At 42.9% G+C, this 22,007-nt stretch carries 20 protein-coding genes; 4 read left to right on the top strand and 16 right to left on the bottom strand.

The features are described 5' to 3' along the window. Window positions 1-81: 81 nt before the first annotated feature. From HXT36_RS03060 to HXT36_RS03120, 13 genes are all read right to left on the bottom strand, one after another. Complete coding sequence (locus HXT36_RS03060) at window positions 82-366, bottom strand: hypothetical protein (RefSeq protein ID WP_004114737.1); 285 nt, start codon at window positions 364-366, stop codon at window positions 82-84. 91 nt (window positions 367-457) lie between these two features. Continuing rightward, on the bottom strand, window positions 458-1,051 hold the full coding sequence (locus HXT36_RS03065; protein WP_421779215.1) for a DUF4097 family beta strand repeat-containing protein: 594 nt from the start codon (window positions 1,049-1,051) through the stop codon (window positions 458-460). A gap of 270 nt (window positions 1,052-1,321) precedes the next feature. After that, a complete protein-coding gene (locus HXT36_RS03070; RefSeq protein WP_421779216.1) occupies window positions 1,322-2,731 on the bottom strand; it encodes a class I SAM-dependent RNA methyltransferase in 1,410 nt (469 codons plus the stop codon). Between the two features lie 10 nt (window positions 2,732-2,741). Next, on the bottom strand, window positions 2,742-3,500 hold the full coding sequence (locus HXT36_RS03075; protein ID WP_421779217.1) for a DUF3159 domain-containing protein: 759 nt from the start codon (window positions 3,498-3,500) through the stop codon (window positions 2,742-2,744). Between the two features lie 55 nt (window positions 3,501-3,555). After that, window positions 3,556-4,392 carry a DUF3710 domain-containing protein gene (locus HXT36_RS03080; RefSeq protein WP_018638755.1) on the bottom strand — a complete coding sequence of 279 codons (837 nt, stop codon included), beginning with the start codon at window positions 4,390-4,392 and terminating at the stop codon, window positions 3,556-3,558. Window positions 4,393-4,461: 69 nt separating this feature from the next. Next, window positions 4,462-5,355, bottom strand: a complete 894-nt coding sequence (locus tag HXT36_RS03085) for an exodeoxyribonuclease III (RefSeq protein ID WP_018638757.1) — start codon at window positions 5,353-5,355, stop codon at window positions 4,462-4,464. A gap of 137 nt (window positions 5,356-5,492) precedes the next feature. Then, window positions 5,493-6,035: an arginine repressor gene (locus HXT36_RS03090; RefSeq protein ID WP_016797133.1), complete on the bottom strand. Its 543-nt coding sequence runs from the start codon at window positions 6,033-6,035 to the stop codon at window positions 5,493-5,495. A 242-nt stretch (window positions 6,036-6,277) separates the two neighbouring features. Further along, window positions 6,278-8,896 (bottom strand): phenylalanine--tRNA ligase subunit beta, encoded by a 2,619-nt coding sequence (gene pheT, locus HXT36_RS03095; RefSeq protein ID WP_421778533.1) that lies wholly within the window; start codon window positions 8,894-8,896, stop codon window positions 6,278-6,280. 3 nt (window positions 8,897-8,899) lie between these two features. Beyond that, window positions 8,900-9,967, bottom strand: coding sequence for a phenylalanine--tRNA ligase subunit alpha (gene pheS, locus HXT36_RS03100; protein ID WP_032815474.1), 1,068 nt, complete (start codon window positions 9,965-9,967; stop codon window positions 8,900-8,902). Window positions 9,968-10,020: 53 nt separating this feature from the next. Then, window positions 10,021-11,010: a TrmH family RNA methyltransferase gene (locus HXT36_RS03105; protein WP_421778534.1), complete on the bottom strand. Its 990-nt coding sequence runs from the start codon at window positions 11,008-11,010 to the stop codon at window positions 10,021-10,023. A gap of 96 nt (window positions 11,011-11,106) precedes the next feature. Further along, entirely contained in the window at window positions 11,107-12,066 is a 960-nt protein-coding gene (locus tag HXT36_RS03110) for a cation diffusion facilitator family transporter (protein WP_421778535.1), read from the bottom strand. Between the two features lie 51 nt (window positions 12,067-12,117). After that, entirely contained in the window at window positions 12,118-13,098 is a 981-nt protein-coding gene (gene miaA, locus HXT36_RS03115; RefSeq protein WP_421778536.1) for a tRNA (adenosine(37)-N6)-dimethylallyltransferase MiaA, read from the bottom strand. 57 nt (window positions 13,099-13,155) lie between these two features. Further along, window positions 13,156-13,752: a CarD family transcriptional regulator gene (locus tag HXT36_RS03120; protein WP_346284357.1), complete on the bottom strand. Its 597-nt coding sequence runs from the start codon at window positions 13,750-13,752 to the stop codon at window positions 13,156-13,158. Window positions 13,753-13,898: 146 nt separating this feature from the next. Here HXT36_RS03120 and glgB point away from each other — a divergent pair, with 146 nt between their 5' ends. From glgB to HXT36_RS03135, 3 genes are read left to right on the top strand one after another with little or no spacing between them, the layout of a single operon-like run. Then, entirely contained in the window at window positions 13,899-16,169 is a 2,271-nt protein-coding gene (glgB, locus tag HXT36_RS03125; RefSeq protein ID WP_421778537.1) for a 1,4-alpha-glucan branching protein GlgB, read from the top strand. Between the two features lie 42 nt (window positions 16,170-16,211). Further along, window positions 16,212-16,961, top strand: coding sequence for a response regulator transcription factor (locus tag HXT36_RS03130; RefSeq protein WP_016636277.1), 750 nt, complete (start codon window positions 16,212-16,214; stop codon window positions 16,959-16,961). Between the two features lie 58 nt (window positions 16,962-17,019). Then, window positions 17,020-18,069: a sensor histidine kinase gene (locus tag HXT36_RS03135; protein ID WP_421779232.1), complete on the top strand. Its 1,050-nt coding sequence runs from the start codon at window positions 17,020-17,022 to the stop codon at window positions 18,067-18,069. A gap of 68 nt (window positions 18,070-18,137) precedes the next feature. Here HXT36_RS03135 and HXT36_RS03140 read toward each other — a convergent pair whose 3' ends face one another. Both HXT36_RS03140 and HXT36_RS03145 read right to left on the bottom strand, forming a co-directional pair. Then, window positions 18,138-18,875 (bottom strand): ComF family protein, encoded by a 738-nt coding sequence (locus tag HXT36_RS03140; RefSeq protein WP_421778538.1) that lies wholly within the window; start codon window positions 18,873-18,875, stop codon window positions 18,138-18,140. Window positions 18,876-18,976: 101 nt separating this feature from the next. Then, window positions 18,977-19,789 (bottom strand): HAD-IIB family hydrolase, encoded by an 813-nt coding sequence (locus HXT36_RS03145; RefSeq protein ID WP_421778539.1) that lies wholly within the window; start codon window positions 19,787-19,789, stop codon window positions 18,977-18,979. A gap of 118 nt (window positions 19,790-19,907) precedes the next feature. Here HXT36_RS03145 and HXT36_RS03150 point away from each other — a divergent pair, with 118 nt between their 5' ends. Beyond that, window positions 19,908-20,336: a metallopeptidase family protein gene (locus tag HXT36_RS03150; RefSeq protein WP_004131993.1), complete on the top strand. Its 429-nt coding sequence runs from the start codon at window positions 19,908-19,910 to the stop codon at window positions 20,334-20,336. Window positions 20,337-20,359: 23 nt separating this feature from the next. On the opposite strand, the gene HXT36_RS03155 is transcribed toward HXT36_RS03150, so the two are convergent. Continuing rightward, the gene (locus tag HXT36_RS03155; RefSeq protein WP_421779233.1) at window positions 20,360-21,985 is read right to left on the bottom strand and encodes a DUF5719 family protein; all 1,626 of its coding nucleotides are present in this window, start codon (window positions 21,983-21,985) and stop codon (window positions 20,360-20,362) included. Window positions 21,986-22,007 lie beyond the last annotated feature (22 nt).

Here is a 22,007-nt window from a genome sequence, read left to right on the forward strand (position 1 = left end):
CGCCCGGGTGCAAAGTGTGTGCACTTTTTAACGTTTAGTTTTTCCTGTATTACTACGGTTATCACTGCTTTGCTTTTTCAGTTATTTCAATTCTCGATTAGGTAATTTCCCAGTTCTCAAAGCGACAGTAACAAACTCAACCTCTTGCAAGCACTTCTCGCAAAGTTCATAACCTTCATTGAAGTTCACTCTTGACCTAAATGTGCTAGCAATGAATTCGCATGGTGAGGTGATCCTTTCAACTACACCGCACCGTTCGCACTCAGCATACACATTCCCATCCTTAATCGGAATAAACATTCCATGATCTTTCTCATTTCCCATGACGCTAACATCTTCGAAATCATCAAATTTTACATAGAGCATATACGGCTTCCTCCTTTATCGGTATGTCTATATACGCTCTAATTCCAACTTATATCAAGTTTTATTGCTTCTTTTTTGATCTATATGTCTGCTACTTCGCAATAGCTTTCCCATTAAGACAGTGCACCATGTAATGCGCAAATCCATCGTTTTTACAATTTACCTTCTTCTTATCTGAAACCTCGGTGACACCATTCTCACAATCTACTTCAAGGCTTGCATCCTTGGTGATTGTTCCTTCTAAAATACTCATGCCATTTAACGTATCAAGCGTACAAACATGAGTTACTTCTACGTTTGTTGCTGAAGCCAACCCATTATAACATTTAAGAAAGACATCATCCGCCTTCAAATTAACAACTTCTACCTTGCCATTGTTCACTTCTACATAAAGCTTACCAATCTCAATATCCGTGATGAGCACTTGATTAGAATCAGATTCAACCTCACAAACTTCCACATCATGTGGCAAACTCACAACAATTTCAGGCATACCCTGAGTAAACCACCTCAGCCAATTCGAAGCTGAGACTTTTTTAGTTTGAATAAGCCTTATAACATTTTGCGCTTCCTCAACCCTCAATCTATCTTGTTCACAGTTAACAAAGCTCACACCAAAGGTATCAGCACGTTTCACCGTTAAACGAACATCTTTCGTCTCTGCGATAAACTTCTTATTACCCATTCCCTAAGCACCTCCTCGTGCACATACTAATAATCAGGTCTCATTTTACCTTTTGAGCTATATTTTCCAACTTCACAGCCTGGGTGCAAAGTGTGTGCACTTTTTAACGTTAACATCCTGTGCACTCGACCCTAGAGCGTTGATATGTTCCCTCATACAGCCAAAATACGTTCAAAAACCACGCCGAGCCAGCCTAAAGCCGCCACGCGCTAAACCTTTTAACGATAGCCCTCGCTAAGCCTTGCTACACAAGGGCAAATCTGCACCCACCTAATTCACACGTGACATCAATACAACCGTCTCGACGTGATGAGTGTTGGGATATATGTCGAACGCGCGCAAAGACTGAACGCTGTAGCCAAGCTCCTTAAACGTACCAACATCGCGAGCAAGACTAGTCGGATCGCAAGCAACATACACAACAGCTCTTGCTCCAGACTTCGCAATCTGCTTACAAACTTGAGCTTTAGCACCAGCGCGCGGAGGATCCAACACAACAACATCTGGATGCGCAAATCGGCGCACAATCTTAGATGACTTACTCGCCTTAAACACCTGCGATTCAAGCGTTTGTGCAACATCACCTTGCAAAGCTTCAACAATATCTCTGCTAAGACCTGCGCGCCCAATGTTTCGCCTTGCGTTCTTTACAGCAATCGGCGCACCCTCAATGCTAAGCACGCGAGCTGGCTCTGCAGCTCCAGCGAAACCTGCAGCACCAGCAGCATCTCCGCCAACATTAGCTAAAGTCGCAAGCGGAATCGTAAACAAACCCGAACCAGAATACAAATCCCACAAAACCGTATTCTTAGTGCGACCACCAAGCGCAGAACGGACTAATCCCAAAACGTAGTTCACTAAATGCTCTGGAGCTGCGCGGTGAATCTGCCAAAAACCGCGCGCATCAACATCGTAGTCAAAAGTACGAATACGCGATGAATCGCAAGCAGCCGCAACACGCACGCGCTCGCGCAACAATGCCGAGCCTGCAACCAACTCATCATTTACTATAAGCGCATAATTTTCGCCAATCGCACTAAGAAGCGCAGCCTTATCATTAAAATCCAAACCATCAACCCTAGGCTCTGGAACAGCAAGACGAATTTGCGCATTTGGCGAAAAAGAACGATTCCACAAGTCCAAAGAATCCGCAACAGCCAAAACCGCGCGCGACGCAAGTGGCATAGTATCAATCGCAATGCGATCATGCGACTCGCGCTTACGCATAGACAATCGCCCTTCATCATCCGCAACCAACTCCATGCGCGTACGCCAATTAAATCCGTTAAGCTCCTCGTCCCTTGGAATGCGCTCAACACTAACATCGCTTTCCGCAACATCCATATGCGCTAAACGCTGGAATTGATTGGCAATTACGGAAGCCTTCCAACGAATCTGACCAGGCAAAGAAACGTGAATTAAATCCGCGCCGCCAACTCCGCCGCCCTGAGCCAAAGGACCAGCGAGCTTCCATTGCGGCTCCACACGATCCGCGCTAGGCTCCAAAACTTCTACAACTTCGCCAGTAAAAAAGTGCGCTTTTGCACGCATCGGCTCATCCATGCGCACAACAACCAGCTCACCAGGCAGCGCAAATCGCACGAATACAACGCGTCCGTCAAGATGACCTACGCATCTTCCTTGATCCGCATAACGCTCAATTCGCATCGTCACTTGCATGTACTACCCCTTAGTTTTGCTTCTCTTCACTTTGCTTTTCGCTAATCTGTTTTTCTTCAACCTGCTTTTCTTCGCGATTTTTATGATGAAGACGCATAAACGGCGTTGCAATAATCAAGTAAGAAACCCAAATCGCGAGCGCCCAGAACGGCAATCCCATAAGCAATCGAACAGTGCCTAGCCACACAACGTGATTTGTCAAATATAATGGCACTTGTAAAACGAGTCGCAGCGCAAAAACGCCAATCCATAATCCAGTAACATACATGTACGCGCGCTTAAGTGGCTTATAATCAAGCCATTCGTGCAGCCACGCGCCAAAATTTTCCGTAGGCATTTTGCGAATCGACTCAATAACAAGCCCAAGCGCTGGCACACGCGCAATCAGCGAAATCGCAAGAAGCACACCGTACACAGCGTTTGTAATAAAGCCCATCATGTAGTAGTCGCGAGCTTGATGACTCGTCCACACCCAAATAAGGCAGATTCCAACAGAGACAAGCCCACTTAGCGCACCCATAATCGACTGGCGTTGAATAAGTCGCGCAACCACTTGCAAAACTGCAAGAGCTGCAGACGCAATAACCGTTGTTTGCACGTTTCGCGTTACAACAAAGCAAATAACAAACAGTAAGCCTGGAAGCATGGATTCGATTACGCCTCGAACTCCGCCAAGTGAGTCAATCACAGAAAACGCTTTTCCATCGGATCCAATGGAAGCTAAAGAGGCTAATCCTGAGCGTTTTTTGCTGCTCGCATTTTTTTCCAAGACAATATCCTTTGCTACATGACTTTTGCTATTCGACTTTTGCTGTTTTATTTTACTAACGAACTTCGGAGAACATTGGACCGCGAGTTAGCGTAGTTTTGACTTCTACCTGCTGATCTGCGCCAAGTGGCCCCTTTGGACGGCCTGGAATTTCGCCAGAATCACCATTGTTAGAATCAACATTATCAGAACCACCATTGTCAGAATCTCTAGGAACCACAACATCATGCATTGGAATCATATCTCTTGGTGCTAATGGCTCGCTTCCGCGATCTACAACAATGTCACTAAACCACTTATTAAGCAAAACTGCTTCATCACTCGCCTTTTTTGAATCGCCAGCAACCGAAGAATCGCCAGCAGCTACACCAGAAAAGACTCCACGAAGCATCCAACGCGGGCCATCCACTCCAACAATTCGCGTATCTACAGTTTTATCTTCCACTTCAACTGGCAATATAATCTCTTTGCCAAAAACGCCATTCACTTCCCTGGCATCAGAATTTCCCTTAAGCAAATCCGCGCGAACTTCGCTCCAAATTCCTTCTGTTTTAGGAGCCGCAAACGCCTCAACTTCTACGCTAGAAGACCTATACGTAACTGTTATGCCAAGAACTTGGTTAGACTCGCGCTGCTTTTTTACGCGCAACTCTATTCCTTGCAAATACGGAATGCGAATAGCTCCGAAGTCAATATACGTACTTAAATCAGGAACCTTTTCGTCTGAAATATTCCAAGGTCCTCTAAGATTTCCTCGACCCAAATACGTGTCTGCGCTGTATCCGCCTTCAATAAGCTCGTTTAAGGCCGAATTTTGGGATTGCAAATCCGCAAGATTTCCAGCATTTTTACTATCAGCTTTAGCCTTGCGCTTCGACTTAAACCATCCCATAATTCCTCTTTTCTAACGGCCAATGCCACTTTTACTCAACTTCACCAGATTACCACAAGCAAAGCAAAATCACACATTGTATCTTATGCTTAGCGCAGCGTGATCCGACCAGCGCGAATCGTAGCTTGGAGCGCGATCAATCACGAATCCGCAAGCAGTTTCTGCAAGCTCTGGAGTTGCAAATTGATAGTCTAAACGCCATCCAACATTGTTATCAAAAGCTTTGCCTCGCTGACTCCACCACGTGTACGGCCCTTGAATATTGCCAGCAAGCATTCGCATAACGTCTACAAATTCATACTCGTTAATCCAGCGGTCGATATACGCGCGCTCCTCTGGCAAAAATCCAGCACTTTTCTCATTCGCTTTAGCATTTTTAATATCAAAAGGGGTGTGTGCAATATTAAAGTCACCACACAAAATCGCCTGATTTCCGCCACTTGCAGCAATATCTCTAAGCTCCCCTAATCGCGTAAGCATAGTGTCTAAAAAGCGGAATTTTTGATGCATTTTTTGCGGATCGTCAACATTTCCAGCATGAACATACACGCACGCAACCGTAATATCATACCCCTGCGGAGTATGAACATCGGTTTCCACCCATCGACCGGAATCCACATCTTCGCTTAAACCAGGCAAACCGTAACGCTGCTCTACAACTGGCAAAGACGTTACAAGCGCTACTCCAGCGCGCCCTTTTATATCGCAAATCTGATTTGTAACGCAAAATTGCTTGTCATTTTTTGCAGATTCATCTTGTCCATATTCATTTTGCACAGATTCGCCACTTTTAGACGCATACAAATCCTTGATTTTGCTCATAATCGGGTCGATCGCATCTTGCGGAGCGCGAACCTCTTGCATACACCACACATCTGGAGTGTGATTTTGCACCCAATCAAGCATCCCCTTTCGCTCGGCAGCGCGAATGCCATTCAAGTTTGAAGTTGTAATTGTAATCATAAAATCCACTCTAATCGAATATGCGTATTACAAATGCGTATTACAAAATAACAAGTATTAAATAGAAGATATTAAATGACAAATATTAAATGACAAATATTTTAATCTTTGCGCGCCGCTTTGCTACAGATTTTCAACTACCTAGAAGCAACAGAAAGCATCCAATTTGCACGATTTTCCGCTTCTTCGTTAGAAACACAAACCATAAGCACTGTGTCATCGCCAGCAACCGAACCTAAAATCCCCTTTAACGGCTGTCTATCAATAACACTAGCAACATATTGAGCAGCGCCCGAAGGAGTGTGAATCACAACAATATTATTAGCAAATCCAACTTCTGTAATAAGACCAGAAAGAGTTCTTGCAACTTGCTGATCAATCCTAACCGTATCCATTGCGTGACGGTTGCCAGTGCCATCCCCCAAGACGTACGCAATTCTGCCATCTGTAAGACGAATTTTAACAGCATTTATCTCGTCTAAATCGCGACTCAAAGTTGCTTGAGTAACATCAAAACCATTACGAGCCAAAACAGCAGCAAGCTGCGATTGAGAAGTAATAACCTCGCTTAAAAGCGCCTGCTCAATCGCGTTTAATCGCGCAGCCTTAGTTGCAGGACGTTGCTTGCCAGCAGAGTCATTATCATCAAAATTCCCAAAATTCTTCTTTGCGTGAACCATAGCTGGCAAACCTTTCTAAAAAACTATTCCAATCTAATATACATGTATATATGCATAACTTTACGTATATTTAGCAATAATGGCCAACATTCACTAATATTTATTAATCTTTACTAATATTTGCATATTGGATATAACGAATATACTGAATAAAATCACAATAAAAATCACAATAAAAATGCGGCCAAACAACTAAAGAATAGTTATTCAGCCGCATTAATTAAAAACGCTAACTTGCGATTTTACACGCGCAAAGTTGCATGCAAATCTTTAGCCGCTCTTGTAATTGCATCTCGAACAGCTTCCATTTCTTCTCCAGAAAGCGTACGATCTGCAGCTCTAAACGTTACCGAATAAGCAAGAGACCGCAAACCATCTGAAAGCTGCTCGCCTTCATAAACATCGAACAACTCTACAGACTCCAGCAAATCGCCAGAAGCTTTAACAATGGCTTTCTCTAAGTCGCTAGCGCTCAAAGAAGAAGGAACAACAAACGCAAAGTCCTGCTTAACAGGTGGGAATGTAGAAACAGGCTTTGCTTGAACAGGCTTAACTTGCATTGCGTCAAACAATGCGCTCAAATCAAGCTCGAATGCTGCAGAATGCTTTGGCAAGTCCAAATTCTCATTCACGCTAGGGTGAAGCTCTCCAACAATGCCAATTTCCACATCGTCGCCACCATCAACAGCAACAAACACTTTTGCACTTCTTCCTGGATGCCAAGAAGCAGGAGCATCGTTCGCACTAAGCTGACAAATCTTAAAATCAACGCCAATGCGCTTTCCTAAACGCTGAACAGCTTCTAGAGCATCGCTGTAATCAACGTCTCGATGCGTACCAAGCCAACCAGTTTCTTCTGCTTTGCCAGTAAAAAGCGCTGCAACATGCAAAGGCTGCTTAGGCAAACCAGCATCCAAAGCTGCAAGTTGAGCATCCGTAGGACGAACTGATCCAGGCAAAGCAGGAATTGCAGGAGCATTAGGATCTGCAAAATACACGTGGCCAAGCTCATAAAGCGAAACATTGCTCAAACCGCGGCGAATATTTCTGCGAACCGTTCCAGCTAAAGTGGTAAGAACATTCCTGCGAAGCCAAGGACGATCGCCAGCCAAAGGATTTGCGATTTTTACGCTAACTTTAGCAACAGAATCAACGTCTTCGCGGAAAGCATCAAAATCTTCCTTACCAACAAATGGGTAGCTCAAAGATTCAACCAAGCCCATTTCTGCAAGCTCATAAGCAATAGCTCTACGAGTTGCTTGTTCCTGCGTTAAACCAGTTTTGCCAGTAACAGGAACAGCTGGAACCTTAACAGGAATCTCATCGTAGCCAACCAAGCGCGCGATTTCTTCAACCAAATCGCATGGATCATTCAAGTCTGGGCGCCAAGTTGGAGGCAAAACAGAGAACGAACCATTTCCGCCGCCAGCAACCGAGCAACCAATATCCGTAAGAATATCGCTAATGCGGTTCAAATCAATGCTTAAGCCAGAAACGCGCTCTACCTCGCTAGCTTTGAAAACAATAACGTTTCTATCAACAGTATTGTTTACGTCTGTAGGCGTATTAGAAGGCTCTCCAGAACCAAACTCGCTAAGCATTGTAACAGCCATTTGCGCAGCTGCAGGCTGAAGCTGAGTATCTACTCCGCGCTCAAAGCGGCGAGAAGCCTCGGTTGGAAGCTTGTGTCTACGAGCTGTACGCGCAATAGAAACGGGATCAAAGTGTGCAGCTTCAACAAGAATATTCTTTGTTTCGCTCGTCACTTCTCCATACATTCCGCCCATTACGCCAGCAAGTCCAAGAACACGCGAACCGTGATTTCCCTTTGGAGAATCGCAAATAAGCAAGTCCTCAACGTTAAGCTCTCTATCTTTGCCATCTAAAGTTGTTAAATGCTCTCCAGCTTTAGCGCGGCGAACAACAATAGGGCCTTCAATCTTATCTAAATCATAAGCGTGAAGAGGCTGACCTAAGTCGAGCATTACGTAATTTGTAACGTCTACTGCAAGAGATATTCCACGCATTCCAGCGCGAGTTAAACGCCTACGCATCCAATTAGGGCTTGCAGCTTGTGGATTAAAGTTGCGAACTACACGCGCGTAGTATCGATCGCATCCAACAACGCCATGAATAGGGTTTGTATCTTCAATGCTAACTTCAATATCTGTAGACGCGTTTTCAACAGAAACTTGACTTGTCTTATTATTAAGTTCCACCACAGGATCCGTGTATGCAGCACCAGTTGAATGGTGATATTCGCGCGCAACACCCCTGTACGAGAACGCGTATCCGCGATCAGGAGTGATGTTAATCTCTAGCAAAGGCTTGTTTAAGTGAAGAAGCGACATTGCGTCATCTCCAGGCTTTAACGCCTCATATTCTGCTTTAGAGAATCCATATTCGCGAAGCAAAATAATGCCATCGTGACTATCTCCCAAACCAAGCTCGCGCTCGGACGCGCACATTCCATTAGAAATGTGGCCGTAAGTTTTGCGAGGCTCAATCTTAAAATCGCCAGGCAAAACAGCGCCAGGAAGAGTTACAACAACCTTTTCTCCAGCAGCCATATTCGGAGCGCCGCAAATAATTCCACGAGGAACTTTATTGCCATTTTCGTCTACCTCGTTGTATTTATCTCCAACATCAACATGGCACCAATTAATAACCTTGCCGTTTTTTTGCGGCTCTGGAGTAGCATCAACAACGTAGCCTACAACAATAGGACCTGTAACTTGAGAATCGTGAATCTCTTCTTCTTCTAAGCCAACTCGCACCAAATCTTTAGCAAGCTGATCATAAGTCAAACCTTCTGGCACTTCAACATGATCTTTAAGCCAGTCAATATCTACCATTGGCATGAGTTACTCTCCCATCACAAACTGTTCTGCGAAGCGCTTATCGCCTTCAACTAAATCGTGCATATCGTTAATATCGTGACGAAGCAGCAAAGTGCGCTCCAAACCAACACCGAAAGCAAATCCCGTATAAACATCTGGGTCTAAGCCTGCAGACTTAAGAACGTTCGGGTTAACCATTCCGCAACCGCCCCATTCAATCCAACCTGGGCCACCCTTTTTATCTGGGAACCAAAGATCCAACTCCGCGCTAGGCTCCGTGAACGGGAAGTAGCTTGGGCGCAAACGGCTTTTTGCATCTGGGCCAAACATTGCAACAGCAAGGCGATCAAGAACACCCTTTAAATCTGCCATGCTTAGGTGCTTATCTACAGCCAAAGCTTCGCATTGATGGAAGACTGGCGTATGCGTTGCATCAAGCTCATCCGTGCGGAACACGCGGCCTGGGGATGCAATGTACAGAGGAACGCCTCGCTCAATTAACGCGCGAACCTGGTCGGAGGAAGTTTGCGTACGCAAAACCATGTTAGATCCAACAAATCCTGCAGCATCCTTTGCCTGATTTCCCTGCACGTAGAAAGTATCTTGCATTTGGCGAGCAGGATGATCTGGGCCAAAGTTCAATGCATCAAAGTCGAACCACTCTGTTTCAACTTCTGGACCTGCAGAAATCTGCCAACCCATAGACACAAAAAAGTCTTCAAAATCTTCAATAATACGCGCAATCGGATGGCGAGCGCCAAGCGGCTTACGATTTATTGGCAAAGTCATATCGACTGTTTCTTTTTGAAGCATATTTGCTTCTTCTTGAGCTTTAATACGCTCTTGAGCCGCCGCAAATTCCCTACCAAAATCAGCACGCAAAGCAGACATTACTTTGCCGGCTTCTTTCTTTTCTTCTACTGGAAGACTTCCAATAGCTTTGCTAGCAAGTGTCATTGCAGACTGAGCGCCAGCATACTTAGTTTTTGCCGCTTTTAGATCTTCCATTGTTTTAGCGGCTTGAACACAAGCAATGCCCTCTTTTACTACCTTTGTAATTGACTTTGCGTCAAATGGCTGACTCTTTGCCACAGCACCCTTCCTATCCGTGTATGCGTACTTTTGTGAAGCATTCAAAAAACGTCTCAAATCCCCATTTTTCGCTCATGACTAGACATAGCCAAGCCCATTAGCATTACCGCTGCACTGGTTGCTAAGTTCATTGATTCCGCTTTTCCGTAGATTGGTATTACCGATATTTCGTCTACTTTATTTAAGACTTCTTGCGGCAATCCTCTGGCTTCGTTTCCAAATAATATTGCGACATTAGAGGCATTATTAGAGGTGATATTATCGGCGATATTAGACTCATTTCTAAACGAATCTAAAACACGCGCAAACGACTTTGGCTTTTTATTTTCCGTTCCATAAATATCAGCAGCAATCACTTTAATCTTTGCATTTTTTGCCCAATCAAACCATTCGTTTTCGCTCATTTTTACTACTGGCAAGTGGAATAACGATCCTGCACTAGAGCGAACAAGCTTTGAGTTAAATCGACTTACGCAATCGTCAACAAAAACAACAGCATTGCATCCAGCTACGTCTGCAACGCGAATAATCGCGCCAGCGTTGCCTGGGTCTCTTACTTGCCAACAAGATGCAATTAATATGTTTTTGTTTTTGCAAGATTTAGTATCATCGCCGCTCTCTAGCCCAGATTTATTAGCCTCACTAATCTTATTAAATTCTTTACTAAATTCTTCGTCTAAAACCTTAGAATCGCAAAGTGCAACAATCCCCTGGCAATCCGTGCTGATTTTGCGCATAACTTCTGCTGTTGCAGGATGAACATAGCAATTATTTTTTAATGATTCGTCAACGATTTTAGCTATTACTTCTATAGGTCCGCCACTGGTGGCGCCACTATAACTACGATTACTGCCACTATTAACAGCATCTTGCAAAACATAAATGTCTAAAATCGATTTACGCGCGTACCTTACAGCTTCCCTAACGCTTTGCGGGCCTTCAACTAAAAAGCGCCCATCCCCTCGCGATTTTGCGCGACTTATTGCACAAATGCGCTTAACGCGATCGCTATGCGCGTTGTCTATTAACTCTTTTAACGGCATAATATCACTCTACTTTATACGTATTTACATTTACATGTATTTACAACACACGTAACTGTTACAATACAAGGCTACTCAACAAAACTGCGCGAAAAACTACTCGTGATGCTCCGACGAACTTTGAGTAGTATATCCCTCTGGCTCCAACTGGAACGTTGTATGCGAAACAGAAACTGGAAAATGATCACGCAAACAATCTTGAAGCTGGCTCAAAATATCCGCACACTGCCCCATCGTCAAATCGCGCTCAACAACAACATGCGCCATAAAAATAGGCATTCCTGTAGAAACTGTGCTTGCGTGCAAATCGTGAACAGCAAGAACGTGCGGAACATGTTCAAGATGGTCACGAACTTTTTCTATATCCAATCCTTCTGGAGTTTGCTCAAGCAAAACTTTTACAGCATTTTTAAGCAAGTGCAACGCTCTAGGAATCATCAAAATTGCTATAATTCCGCCAGCTACAGCGTCGAAACCGCTCCAATTTGTAGCTATCATAACTAATGCAGAAACAACTACTGCTACAGAGCCTAAAGCATCGTTCATAACTTCCAAAAACGCTGCTCGCATATTCATATTGTCTTTAGATTGAGAAACAAGAATTATAAGCGAAGCAATATTTGCAAGAAGACCTAGAACACCAAAGAAAAGCAGCTGATTTACACTGTGAATTTCATTATGACTTGCGCCAAAAAGACGCATCCCCGACTCCACAATCGCATAAACGCCTACAAAAAGAAGCACAAGAGCTCCAGCTGCAGCAGTAATCACTTCTAGCCTTGCCCACCCCCAAGTGCGCTTTGCATTAGGCTTTTTGCGCATTAAAATCGCAGTAACCGTAGATGCAGCTAAAACGGAAATATCCGTTAGCATATGACCAGCATCAATCAGCAAAGAAATCGAATTAGTTAAAATAGATCCGATTACTTCTGCCAAAAACACAATTGACGTTAACGCTAGTGTTAGCGAAAGCTTATGCTGATGCGCGTGACTTGCGCTAATAGCGTCTTTAACAGAAGCATCATTCGCGCTCGAATTTTCTAAATGATTATGCACAAAAATCTCCTATTTGATATTCATTTTTGCTATTCACTTTTAATATTCACTTTACAATTCGCCAAGATGATGAGAAGTTGATTCAGCAATCAAATCATCTTTGAAATTGCCATTATCCGCCGCGTCGATTATTTCCATAGCATCGTCAACAACGCTTGATTTCAAAGCATTAATCCAATGAATACGCGAGTCTCTTCCAAACCAGCCCATTTGCTTGCGCGCAAGTCGCCTAGTTTTTTGCGCAATATCGTCAAATGCTTCGTCTTCACTACACAAACCGTCTAAATAGTCCATTATTTGCTTGTATCCCAAAGCCCTTATAGCAGTAACACCAAGCTTTGAGCGAATCTCTTTAACTTCGTTTACAAAACCCTGCTCGCGCATCATTTTTGTGCGAAGATCCACTCGTGCATCTAAATCTTCTCTACTTAAGTCCAATCCGATTTGCACGCAATCAATCAAATACTTGTATTTTGGCAAAGTTGCAGAATACGGCTTACCTGTTAGCTCAATAACTTCTAGCGCGCGAATTGTTCTGCGCGAATTTCTTGGATCCATATTTTTAGCAGCCACTGGATCTAGCCTTTGTAATTCTTCAAAAAGCGCCATTGCTCCTTGCGATTTTTCGCGCTCTTCCAAAGCTTTGCGAACATCAGGATTTGTGCCAGGAAAAGTTATATCGTCTACGGCAGCGCGAGCATATAGACCAGATCCTCCAACAAGAATCGGGCGAATACCTTTTTCTTGCAAATCGCGTATGCATTGGCGCGCAAGCGTTTGAAACTTTGCAACGCTCATAGATTCTTGAGGATCAATAATGTCTATTAAATGATGCTTAACCGCGCTTTGCTCTTCTTTAGTGGCTTTTGCTGTACCAATATCCATATAACGGTACATTTGATATGCGTCTGCGTTAATAATTTCCGCTTTTACACCACGTTCAGCAAATTTCTTTGCAATCGCAATACCAAGACTCGTTTTGCCAGATGCTGTTGGTCCTACAATCGAAATCACTTTCGGCGGTTTGCACACAATGCGCTCCTACGTAGCAAATTTAAGCTAATAAAATTTAAGCTAATAAAAATAGACTTACTTCTTCTTAGCTTTTTTAGACTTTTCCGCAAGCAATCTAAGAGTATCTGCAGCTGCTTCTTCTGGAGCATGAGTATGGTGTTCCTCGTCTCCAGGCAAAGGATTAGCATAACCAAGATTCACGTTAAGCAAACGCTCTGCTTGAGCCTCGTCAATCTTTTCCGATAATGCGATTTCCGATATAAGAATACTGCGAGCGCGCGCAAGCATGCGCTTTTCTCCAGCAGAAAGTCCGTGTTCATCAACGTCTCGCTGCGACAAATCGCGAACAACTTCCGCAATCTTATTAACATCACCCGTAGCAATTTTCTCAACGTTAAGCTTGTATCTTCTAGACCAATTCATTTCTTTTTCAATGATTGGCGTACGCAAAATCTCAAAAACTTTAGCAACTTCTTTGGCGCCAACAATGTCTCGAACGCCAACTTTTTTAACATTATCTACAGGAACGTTAATTTCTAAACCATCTGAAGACAATACGACTAAGCGCAAATATTGCCTAGTAACACCCTTAACAGTACGTTCACTAATTTCCTCGACTCTAGCCGCACCATGACGAGGATAGACGACCATATCGCCGACTTGATAACCCACAGAACCCTCCGTATGCACAGAAAAACTCATTTCAGTTTCCCATAAGGCAAAGACTTGAACGCTTCTAAATTATTTTTTTGACTTATTAGTCAAACTTTGCTCAAAACACACAAGACATACGCAAATAATGTTGTATGATAGACAACATGAGTACAGTATCTAACATCAATGAAGATGCAATCGCAGTTGCCGTTCGTCAAGACGTGCTTGCTGCGGTGAGCAATGCAGAATATTACAATCCTCACGAGGTCCTTGGTGGACATCTCGGAACTGGCAATGGCGCTGGTACTGCCACGGTTCGCGTTTTACGACCAATGGCCAAGAAAGTAACAATTCTCACTAAGAGCGGCGAATACGAAGCTCAGCACGAATACAATGGCATTTTTGTTGCCACTATTCCTGCAACCAAACACGCTAAAAGCAAAGAATGGTCTGTTCCTAGCTACCGCATTCGTACCGTAGAAGTAGACGGCACAGAGTCTGTAGACGACGATCCGTACCGCCACTTGCCTCAAATCGGCGACATGGACATGTACCTGTTTGGCGAAGGCAGGCACGAAAGACTTTGGGAAGCACTAGGTGCTCATGTTAAAAGCATTACTGATTCTTGGGGTCTTGTAAGCCCAGAAACAGGCAAAATGGTTAAAAAAGTTACTGGAACATCCTTTACTGTGTGGGCTCCAAACGCTCGCGCTGTAAGAGTTGTTGGCAACTTTAACTATTGGAATGGCCGCCGTCATGCAATGCGTTCGCTTGGCTCTAGTGGCATTTGGGAGCTTTTTATTCCAGGAGTAGGCGCAGGCGAGGTTTACAAGTTTGAGATTATGACTCAAGCTGGAAACTGGATTATGAAGGCAGACCCAATGGAGCGCTCGCACGAAGTTCCACCTAACACTGGTTCTGTTGTTGTTGACTCCGACTTTAAGTGGCACGATAGCGAGTGGCTTGAGCATCGCGCAAAGACGAATGCGCATGATGGACCTGTTAGCATCTACGAAGTTCAAGCAAATAGCTGGAATCGCGATTACGACAATTATCGCGAGCTTGCAAACCACTTAGTTGACTACGTTCAGCAAGAAGGCTTTACTCACGTTGAGTTTATGCCTCTTACACAATACCCATTCTCGGGATCTTGGGGATATCAAGTTACCGGTTATTATGCTGTTGACTCAAGGCTTGGAAGCCCAGACGACTTTAAGTACTTGGTAAACAAGCTCCACAAGGCTGGAATTGGTGTGATTATGGATTGGGTTCCAGCACACTTCCCTAAGGATGACTTTGCTTTGGGCAGATTCGACGGCACTGCGCTTTACGAAGACCCAGATCCACTTCGCGGCGAGCACCCAGATTGGGGAACGTACATATTTAACTTTGGCAGACACGAGGTTCGCAACTTCTTGGTTGCTAACGCGTGCTTCTGGCTTAGCGAGTATCACGTTGACGCTTTGCGAGTAGATGCCGTGTCTTCTATGCTCTACTTGGATTACAGCCGCGAAGCTGGCCAATGGCGTCCAAACATGTATGGCGGACGCGAAAACCTTGAAGCTATTGACTTTATTAAGGAAGCAAACGCTACTGCATACAAGAATAATCCTGGAATTATGATGATTGCAGAAGAGTCCACTGCATACCAAGGCGTTACTGCTCCTACAGACATGGGTGGCTTAGGCTTTGGCTTAAAGTGGAACATGGGCTGGATGCACGACACTTTGCAATACCTTAAAGAAGAGCCGATTAATCGCCGTTGGCATCACAACGAAATCACGTTCTCTATGGTTTACGCGTATTCCGAGCATTACGTGTTGCCACTTAGCCACGACGAAGTTGTGTATGGCAAGGGATCTCTTCTTGGAAAGATGCCTGGAGACGAATGGCAACAGTTTGCTGGCCTTCGAGCGCTCTTGGCGTATCAATGGTCTCACCCAGGAAAGAATCTTCTGTTTATGGGTGGAGAAATCGGCCAGTCTTGCGAATGGAACTTCAACAATTCGCTTAATTGGCACGAGCTTCAATGGCCATTCCATCAAGGAGTTCAAAAGCTGGTTGCAGATCTTAATGCTTTGTATAAGAGCTCTAGGGCGTTCTGGAGCCAAGACTTTACACCAGACGGATTCCAGTGGCTTACTAGCGACGATTCCGACCACAATACATTAAGCTACATGCGAATCGGAGACAACGGCGAAGAAATCGTTGTTGTTGTTAACTTCTCTGGTCAAGCATGGCAAGATTACCAAGTGGCATTGCCTAAGGGTGGAAAGTGGCAAGAGATTCTTACTACAGACGACGCTAAGTATTGCGGATCCGATATTCACAACGGCACATTTACTGCTGCCGCAGAGGAGTATCATTCTAGGCCATATTCTGCAAGGATTACTGTTCCAGCACTTGGAGCTGTATTCCTTAAGCCACTAGATTAAGGTAATGATTAAATAGCTAAAAAGGAATCTAAACTAGGTAAAATGTTGGACACTCCATTGCAAACAAGTGCTCCTCGAACAATTCTTGTTGTAGAAGACGAGCCAGATTTAGCTACAGCTATAGCGCAAAGAATTGCTGCTAGAGGTTGGAAAGCTAGAGTTGTTTGCGATGGAGTGTCTGCAGTTAAAGCAGCGTTAAGCTTAAAACCAGACCTTATAATCATGGATATTATGCTTCCTGTTATGGATGGCATAGAAGCAACGCGAAGAATAGTATCTAAATGCCCGATTCCTGTTCTTATGCTTACAGCAAGAGACTCAGAAGCAGATAAACTAGCTGGACTAAGCGCAGGAGCAGACGACTACGTTACAAAGCCATTCTCCCCTAGAGAGCTTATTGCAAGATGCGGTGCGCTTTTAAGAAGAGTTGAGCGCGCTGCAATAATAGCAAAAAGAGAACAATACAACACTTTAATTAAGTTTGGAAACTTGATTATTGACACAAAGCAGAGACTTGTTACGATTGGCGAAAAAGCAATCCACTTTACGCCTACAGAGTTTTCTTTACTTACGACTTTTGCAAATCACCCTCACGAAGTGTTAAAAAGAGAAACGCTTTTAGAAAAAGTCTGGGATTGGCCAGATGCTTCGGGAACGCGCACAGTTGATTCCCACGTTAAATCTTTAAGACATAAGATTGGATCTGATTGGATTCGCACAATACATGGAGTAGGCTACGCTTTTGAGCCACCTAAAGAAGATTATGAGCCAGAATTTGATTCTCAAAAATAGCAAAGATCATAAGAACATAAAAAATAGCAATCTACTAAAGAGTTCATTAAAAAATTCGATGAAGAACACTCTAAAGAATCCACTGCCTCATCCTAAAAGCGCAATAGGATTTTTTACGTCATTAAAAGGCGAATTGTCTGCGATTATTGTTTTTGCAACAGCTATAGCATTTGTTATGGCATGGTTTTTACTAAAAGTTGGATTAAGTGGTTGGATTGCAATGCCACTAACTCTTGCAGTTGCATTAGGAATAACATACGCATTTTCTAGAGGATTAACTTCCCCACTTAGACAAATGCGCGATGCTGCAGAGACTATGGCAGATGGCGACTATTCTGTACGTGTTCAGATCGAAAGCAGAAAAGACGAAGTTGGAAAGCTCACTCTTGCTTTTAACGAGATGGCAGAAGAACTAGAGCACGCAGACAATATGCGCCGAGACCTTATAGCAAACGTTAGCCACGAGCTTAGAACGCCTGTTAGCGCTTTGCAAGCAATGGTGGAAAACCTTGCAGATGGAGTTGTGGAGCCAACGCCATCAAATATGGAAGCAATCGTAAATCAAACACATAAATTAGCTGATTTAATCACTTTTCTTCTTGACTTATCTAGAGTAGAAGCAGGCGCAGAGAGCCTTGTTATTACAAGCTTTGACTTTAAAGACTTTATTAACAACATTGTAGAAACAGTAAAAATCGCAGACGCGGGTCACAATCACAGCATAAGTCTTAATATTGAAAACAACATTATGCTTGTTGGAGACAAAAATCGCCTATCTCAATTGTTTACAAACGTAGTATCTAACGCAATCAAGCATTCTGCAGACAACACAAAGATTCTTATAAGCGCTAAGTCGAATCACGAAAAAAATATTTTAGTTTGCAATGTTATTAATTTTGGAACGCAAATTCCTGAAGAAAATCGAGCAGACATTTTCCGCAGATTTGTTAAGGGAAATCAAGGAATGGGAACAGAGTCTGGCGGAACCGGATTAGGACTTTCGATTGCAAGATGGGCCGCGCTACTTCATCACGGAAACGTTAGAGTTGTAGACGATAAGCGCGGAGTTAATTTTGAGATAACATTGCCGCTTACATATAGCGAATAGAAAGATTGCGCGAGTTTTAAGAGCTTAAACATACAAGCTAAACACGCAAAATCCTTAAACACGCAAATCTAAGAGTATAAAACGCTTTCTTTAGACCACACTCCAGCCAGCGCAAAACACGCAAAAACAGCAACACCGCTTTTATTTAGCTCTTTAACACAGTTTTTTAGCGTAGACCCCGTAGTAATAATGTCGTCTATAATAATCACTTTGTACCCGTTTTTAATGCCACTTGCATCCACCAATAAACCTTTAGACGTGCGCAAAGACCTTTGCCTACTCCCCCTTAGTTGAACGGACTTTCCCCTTACATTAATCATTTTAATTGCTTTAACAAAAGTAGCATCAATGCCTTGTTTTTTAAGACTTTTAACAACATTTTTAGCTATTGGATCCATATGACTTCTGCCGCGCTTTCTTTTAGACGCAAAAGACGAAGGAACTGGAATAATGGCCACTTTGTTTGAGTTTCCAACAACACTAATAATCAAGCTAAAAAGCAAGTTAGAAAAAGGCTTATCTAAAAGTTGGTTTCCATGATCTTTCCATTGCAAAATACACCTTCTTACAGCCCATCCGTATGTTGCACAAGAATAGATGTTTTTGCAAAATACGCCACTAAACGGGTCTCTATGCCATTTACTAAACTTTGATTTGCATTCGTTGCAAAGCACGCAATCTGCCATTGAGCAGCCAGCACAAGAAATTGGAAAAGCAAGATTAAGAATGGTCTTAAGCAAATTTACCCAAGAAACGTTGAAAATAAGCCGATTTTGCTTGCTTTCGTTAAGGTTTTTGTAAATCATAAAAAGACGATAGCAATGCTAAAAACAAATGGCAATAAAATTAGAGCAATGTGGTTAAAGGCTTTTTACTTAAAACTTTAGTTAAGTATTTACTTAAAACTTTAGTTAAGACTTTCTAATAGCTTAGAGCACAATTCAAAAGTGTTATTAGGATTTTTTACGCAAATCGCAAGCGCTCCTGTTAAAGAAGTTGGGTAATCGTTACCGCCTTTGTACATGCGATCTCCCACAAAAGCAACAGATTTTAGCGAAATGTCGCAAATCTTACAAAGAGAATCAAGAGCATATGCTTTATCGTTTCCTTTGCAAACAATATCAACACTTGTCTCTCCGCCAGCTCGCACAGAAAAGTCGGGCAAATATGCAGAAATTTGTTCAGCTAGCTGCTCCTTTAGCTTGCCGCTAGGATCCCAATCCTTTTTAAGTTCGATTGGAGCAAGCTGACCTAGTGCAGAAAAAGTGATTTGAGTACCACGATTTTCTATTTGACTACCCCAAAGATCTTTGTCTCCAACGCTTTTTAGCAATCCCATTTTTTTAGCGCAATCTTTAACAACGCAAATAATGCGATTTGCGTCTTTTACGGAAATCGTGTGAGAATACACGCATTTAAGACTGCCATCAACAATTCGATAATAGCTTGTTCCATTAGTTGGCATAATGTGAAAATTGTCTAGATTCGTAGAAGCAGGCAAAACGCTTAAAACTTGGCTTTTGACTAATCGCAAGTCTCCGCCCGTAATTAAAGCAACAGGAATTTTATTGATTAAATCTCCAAAAACCTTGCACATTGGGCTAGTCATAGGTTTTTTAGAGCATGCAAGAGTGTTGTCTAAGTCAAAACCAATAAGTGAACACAAAGCAAGACGCTCACAAAGCCCCTGCTCATTGTACTCATGAATATTTGGCTCCAACGATTTCCTCCTGTACAAACTATGCAATTCAAGTATTCCATATTATCAACATATTTACTACACCGTTTTGTGTTTGCACATTAATCAAATGCCCTAGCATACAAATAAAGTTAGGTGTATGACGTCTTTAGTATGGGAACAAAAAAGATACAGAAACCGCCACGGACGCGGCATGCGTGCGCCAATGTTTGGCACGCGACTTCCTAGATACAGAACAGCCAGCGGAATGTTCGATTCAATGGTGGCAGCTCAAATTAGAAGACTTAACAGTGCTTGGTCAAATCTTATAAAAGACGTTCAATTTGCTGTAGAAGATGTTCCTCCAAGCCAGCCAGTTTTGTGGGAAAGTAATAAAAGAATAATGTCTCAAGCTTTTCCTGCATCTAAAGGAATACCACAAAGAATAGTTTTGTACAGACTTCCACTATGCACACACGTTACTAGCAGAGCTGAGCTTCAATACGCGATTAGAGACGAAATAGTGCAACGTTTAGCAGAATTGTACGGAAGAAGACCAGAAGAAATCGACCCAGATTGGGGATTGTAAATAACAGCCTAAAAGCCCTAAGTCTACTTTACAATCGAAGGATTTGAGCGAACTTTAACACTTATACTGTTAGGGTCAAGCGACTTAGAAGGAATCCATGCAACGCCTGCAAAACCAGCATCGTTTATTGCTTTTGATTGAATCCTAGACGCAAACGAAACTCCAGATTTAGACTTAAGAGTATACATAACAGCTTTAAGATTAATATCTTTCGCTAAAATCGTTGAAACAGTATAAGACTTAACTTCAATAGTCTTAGACGCAACTTTTAAGCCAGAAGAATCGTAAGCACTAAGCTTTACATTGGCATTATCAACAGATCCGTTTGCAATATGCAGCGAAGTTTCGTCTGCAGAAAATGGAGAAACAAGCGCACTATTTGTAATAGAGTGAACAGCATTAACAAAAGCAATATCGCTTTGACCATCTTTGCCACTTTTTTCAACAGAAGCCATAGCAAAAATCGGAACGTTACTTTGCGCAAAAATCGCCCCAACGCCCTTAGGTACTTCTGGTAAATCAACAACTTGAATCTGTCTTGCACTAAAATCTACTTGCTTTATGCCCTTTTTTCCAGAATCATCGAGCCAATACAAATCGACTTTTCCGCTTTTATTAGACCAAATATAAGCTTTGGCTTGGTCACCTTCACTAACTCCTGGCAAAACAGGCTCTAAAGATGCTGATTCTTGCGGAGAAATAATATCCACGCCTTTAGAAACAAGACCAGATGAACTAATAAACTTAACAAACGACGAAACTGGAGCTTGCTCGCTTAAAACTTGAATATAAAGGCCATCCGACTTTGATGCAGCTGCAGAAATGTTAAAGTAAGCGTCACTATGTGCTGGAACAGTAAAAGTGCTTCCTGTAGAAAGATTTAGCTGCGCTCCCGATTTATTAGTTGACCATGCTTTAACGCTTACAACTGTAGGCTTAGACGAAAGATTAACAGAGTTTAATCTTACAGAAACACCTTCCGCTATTCTTGGAATAATAAAGTTTTGGCGCATTGAAGGAGATACGCAAGAAGTGGCAGATAATCCTTTTAAGTCGCCGTTTGTAGCCCAAGACGCAACAGATGCAGCAGACCCGGTTCCAGATTGCGCACTTAAAAGACTACTTTCCAAAACTTGAGCGTCTTTATCTACATTACTTTCTGCAAAATAGGCTCTATCTTGGCTTTCGCTTGAATCACTAGGATCACTAGAAGAACTAGGAGGATTGTTAAAAGATTTGTTAACTAAATCTTTAGAATCTCCAGCATATTTTACGCCGTTAAAAGTGGACTTATAAACGTTGCCAAAAGACGCATATCTGGATATTGACTTTAAGTCTCCTTCGGATTCTTGAAACTCGCTATCGCCATATTTTGCTGAATCTGGTAAAGCTATTCTGCTAGGGCAAACTGTTTGCAAATTTGTAGAACTAACACGCTTTTCTACGCTTCCAATGGGAGAAATCGGGTCGTCTGTTAGCTGTTTTAGTGGGCATACGCAAGACGCAACAACGGCGCAAGAAACAAGTATTGCAGCGCTTAAAATAGACAAAGACCACAGTTTGAATCTTCTAAAACGAACAGAAGCGCTAATTGAAGCAGCATCTTGTGCATGACGATGACTATTTTTAGAATTCGTATTTGACTTCATTAATCTACCTGCCATTTATCCG

It is taken from the genome of Gardnerella sp. DNF01144, from assembly GCF_049244245.1.
Classification (GTDB): domain Bacteria; phylum Actinomycetota; class Actinomycetes; order Actinomycetales; family Bifidobacteriaceae; genus Bifidobacterium; species Bifidobacterium piotii.

Coding starts and splice junctions, on each gene's coding strand:
- HXT36_RS03060 (WP_004114737.1), bottom strand. CDS start 366: ATGCTCTATGTAAAATTTGATGATTTCGAAGATGTTAGCGTCATGGGA.
- HXT36_RS03065 (WP_421779215.1), bottom strand. CDS start 1,051: ATGGGTAATAAGAAGTTTATCGCAGAGACGAAAGATGTTCGTTTAACG.
- HXT36_RS03070 (WP_421779216.1), bottom strand. CDS start 2,731: ATGCAAGTGACGATGCGAATTGAGCGTTATGCGGATCAAGGAAGATGC.
- HXT36_RS03080 (WP_018638755.1), bottom strand. CDS start 4,392: ATGGGATGGTTTAAGTCGAAGCGCAAGGCTAAAGCTGATAGTAAAAAT.
- HXT36_RS03085 (WP_018638757.1), bottom strand. CDS start 5,355: ATGATTACAATTACAACTTCAAACTTGAATGGCATTCGCGCTGCCGAG.
- HXT36_RS03090 (WP_016797133.1), bottom strand. CDS start 6,035: ATGGTTCACGCAAAGAAGAATTTTGGGAATTTTGATGATAATGACTCT.
- pheT (WP_421778533.1), bottom strand. CDS start 8,896: ATGCCAATGGTAGATATTGACTGGCTTAAAGATCATGTTGAAGTGCCA.
- HXT36_RS03105 (WP_421778534.1), bottom strand. CDS start 11,010: ATGCCGTTAAAAGAGTTAATAGACAACGCGCATAGCGATCGCGTTAAG.
- glgB (WP_421778537.1), top strand. CDS start 13,899: ATGAGTACAGTATCTAACATCAATGAAGATGCAATCGCAGTTGCCGTT.
- HXT36_RS03130 (WP_016636277.1), top strand. CDS start 16,212: ATGTTGGACACTCCATTGCAAACAAGTGCTCCTCGAACAATTCTTGTT.
- HXT36_RS03135 (WP_421779232.1), top strand. CDS start 17,020: ATGAAGAACACTCTAAAGAATCCACTGCCTCATCCTAAAAGCGCAATA.
- HXT36_RS03140 (WP_421778538.1), bottom strand. CDS start 18,875: ATGATTTACAAAAACCTTAACGAAAGCAAGCAAAATCGGCTTATTTTC.
- HXT36_RS03150 (WP_004131993.1), top strand. CDS start 19,908: ATGACGTCTTTAGTATGGGAACAAAAAAGATACAGAAACCGCCACGGA.
- HXT36_RS03155 (WP_421779233.1), bottom strand. CDS start 21,985: ATGAAGTCAAATACGAATTCTAAAAATAGTCATCGTCATGCACAAGAT.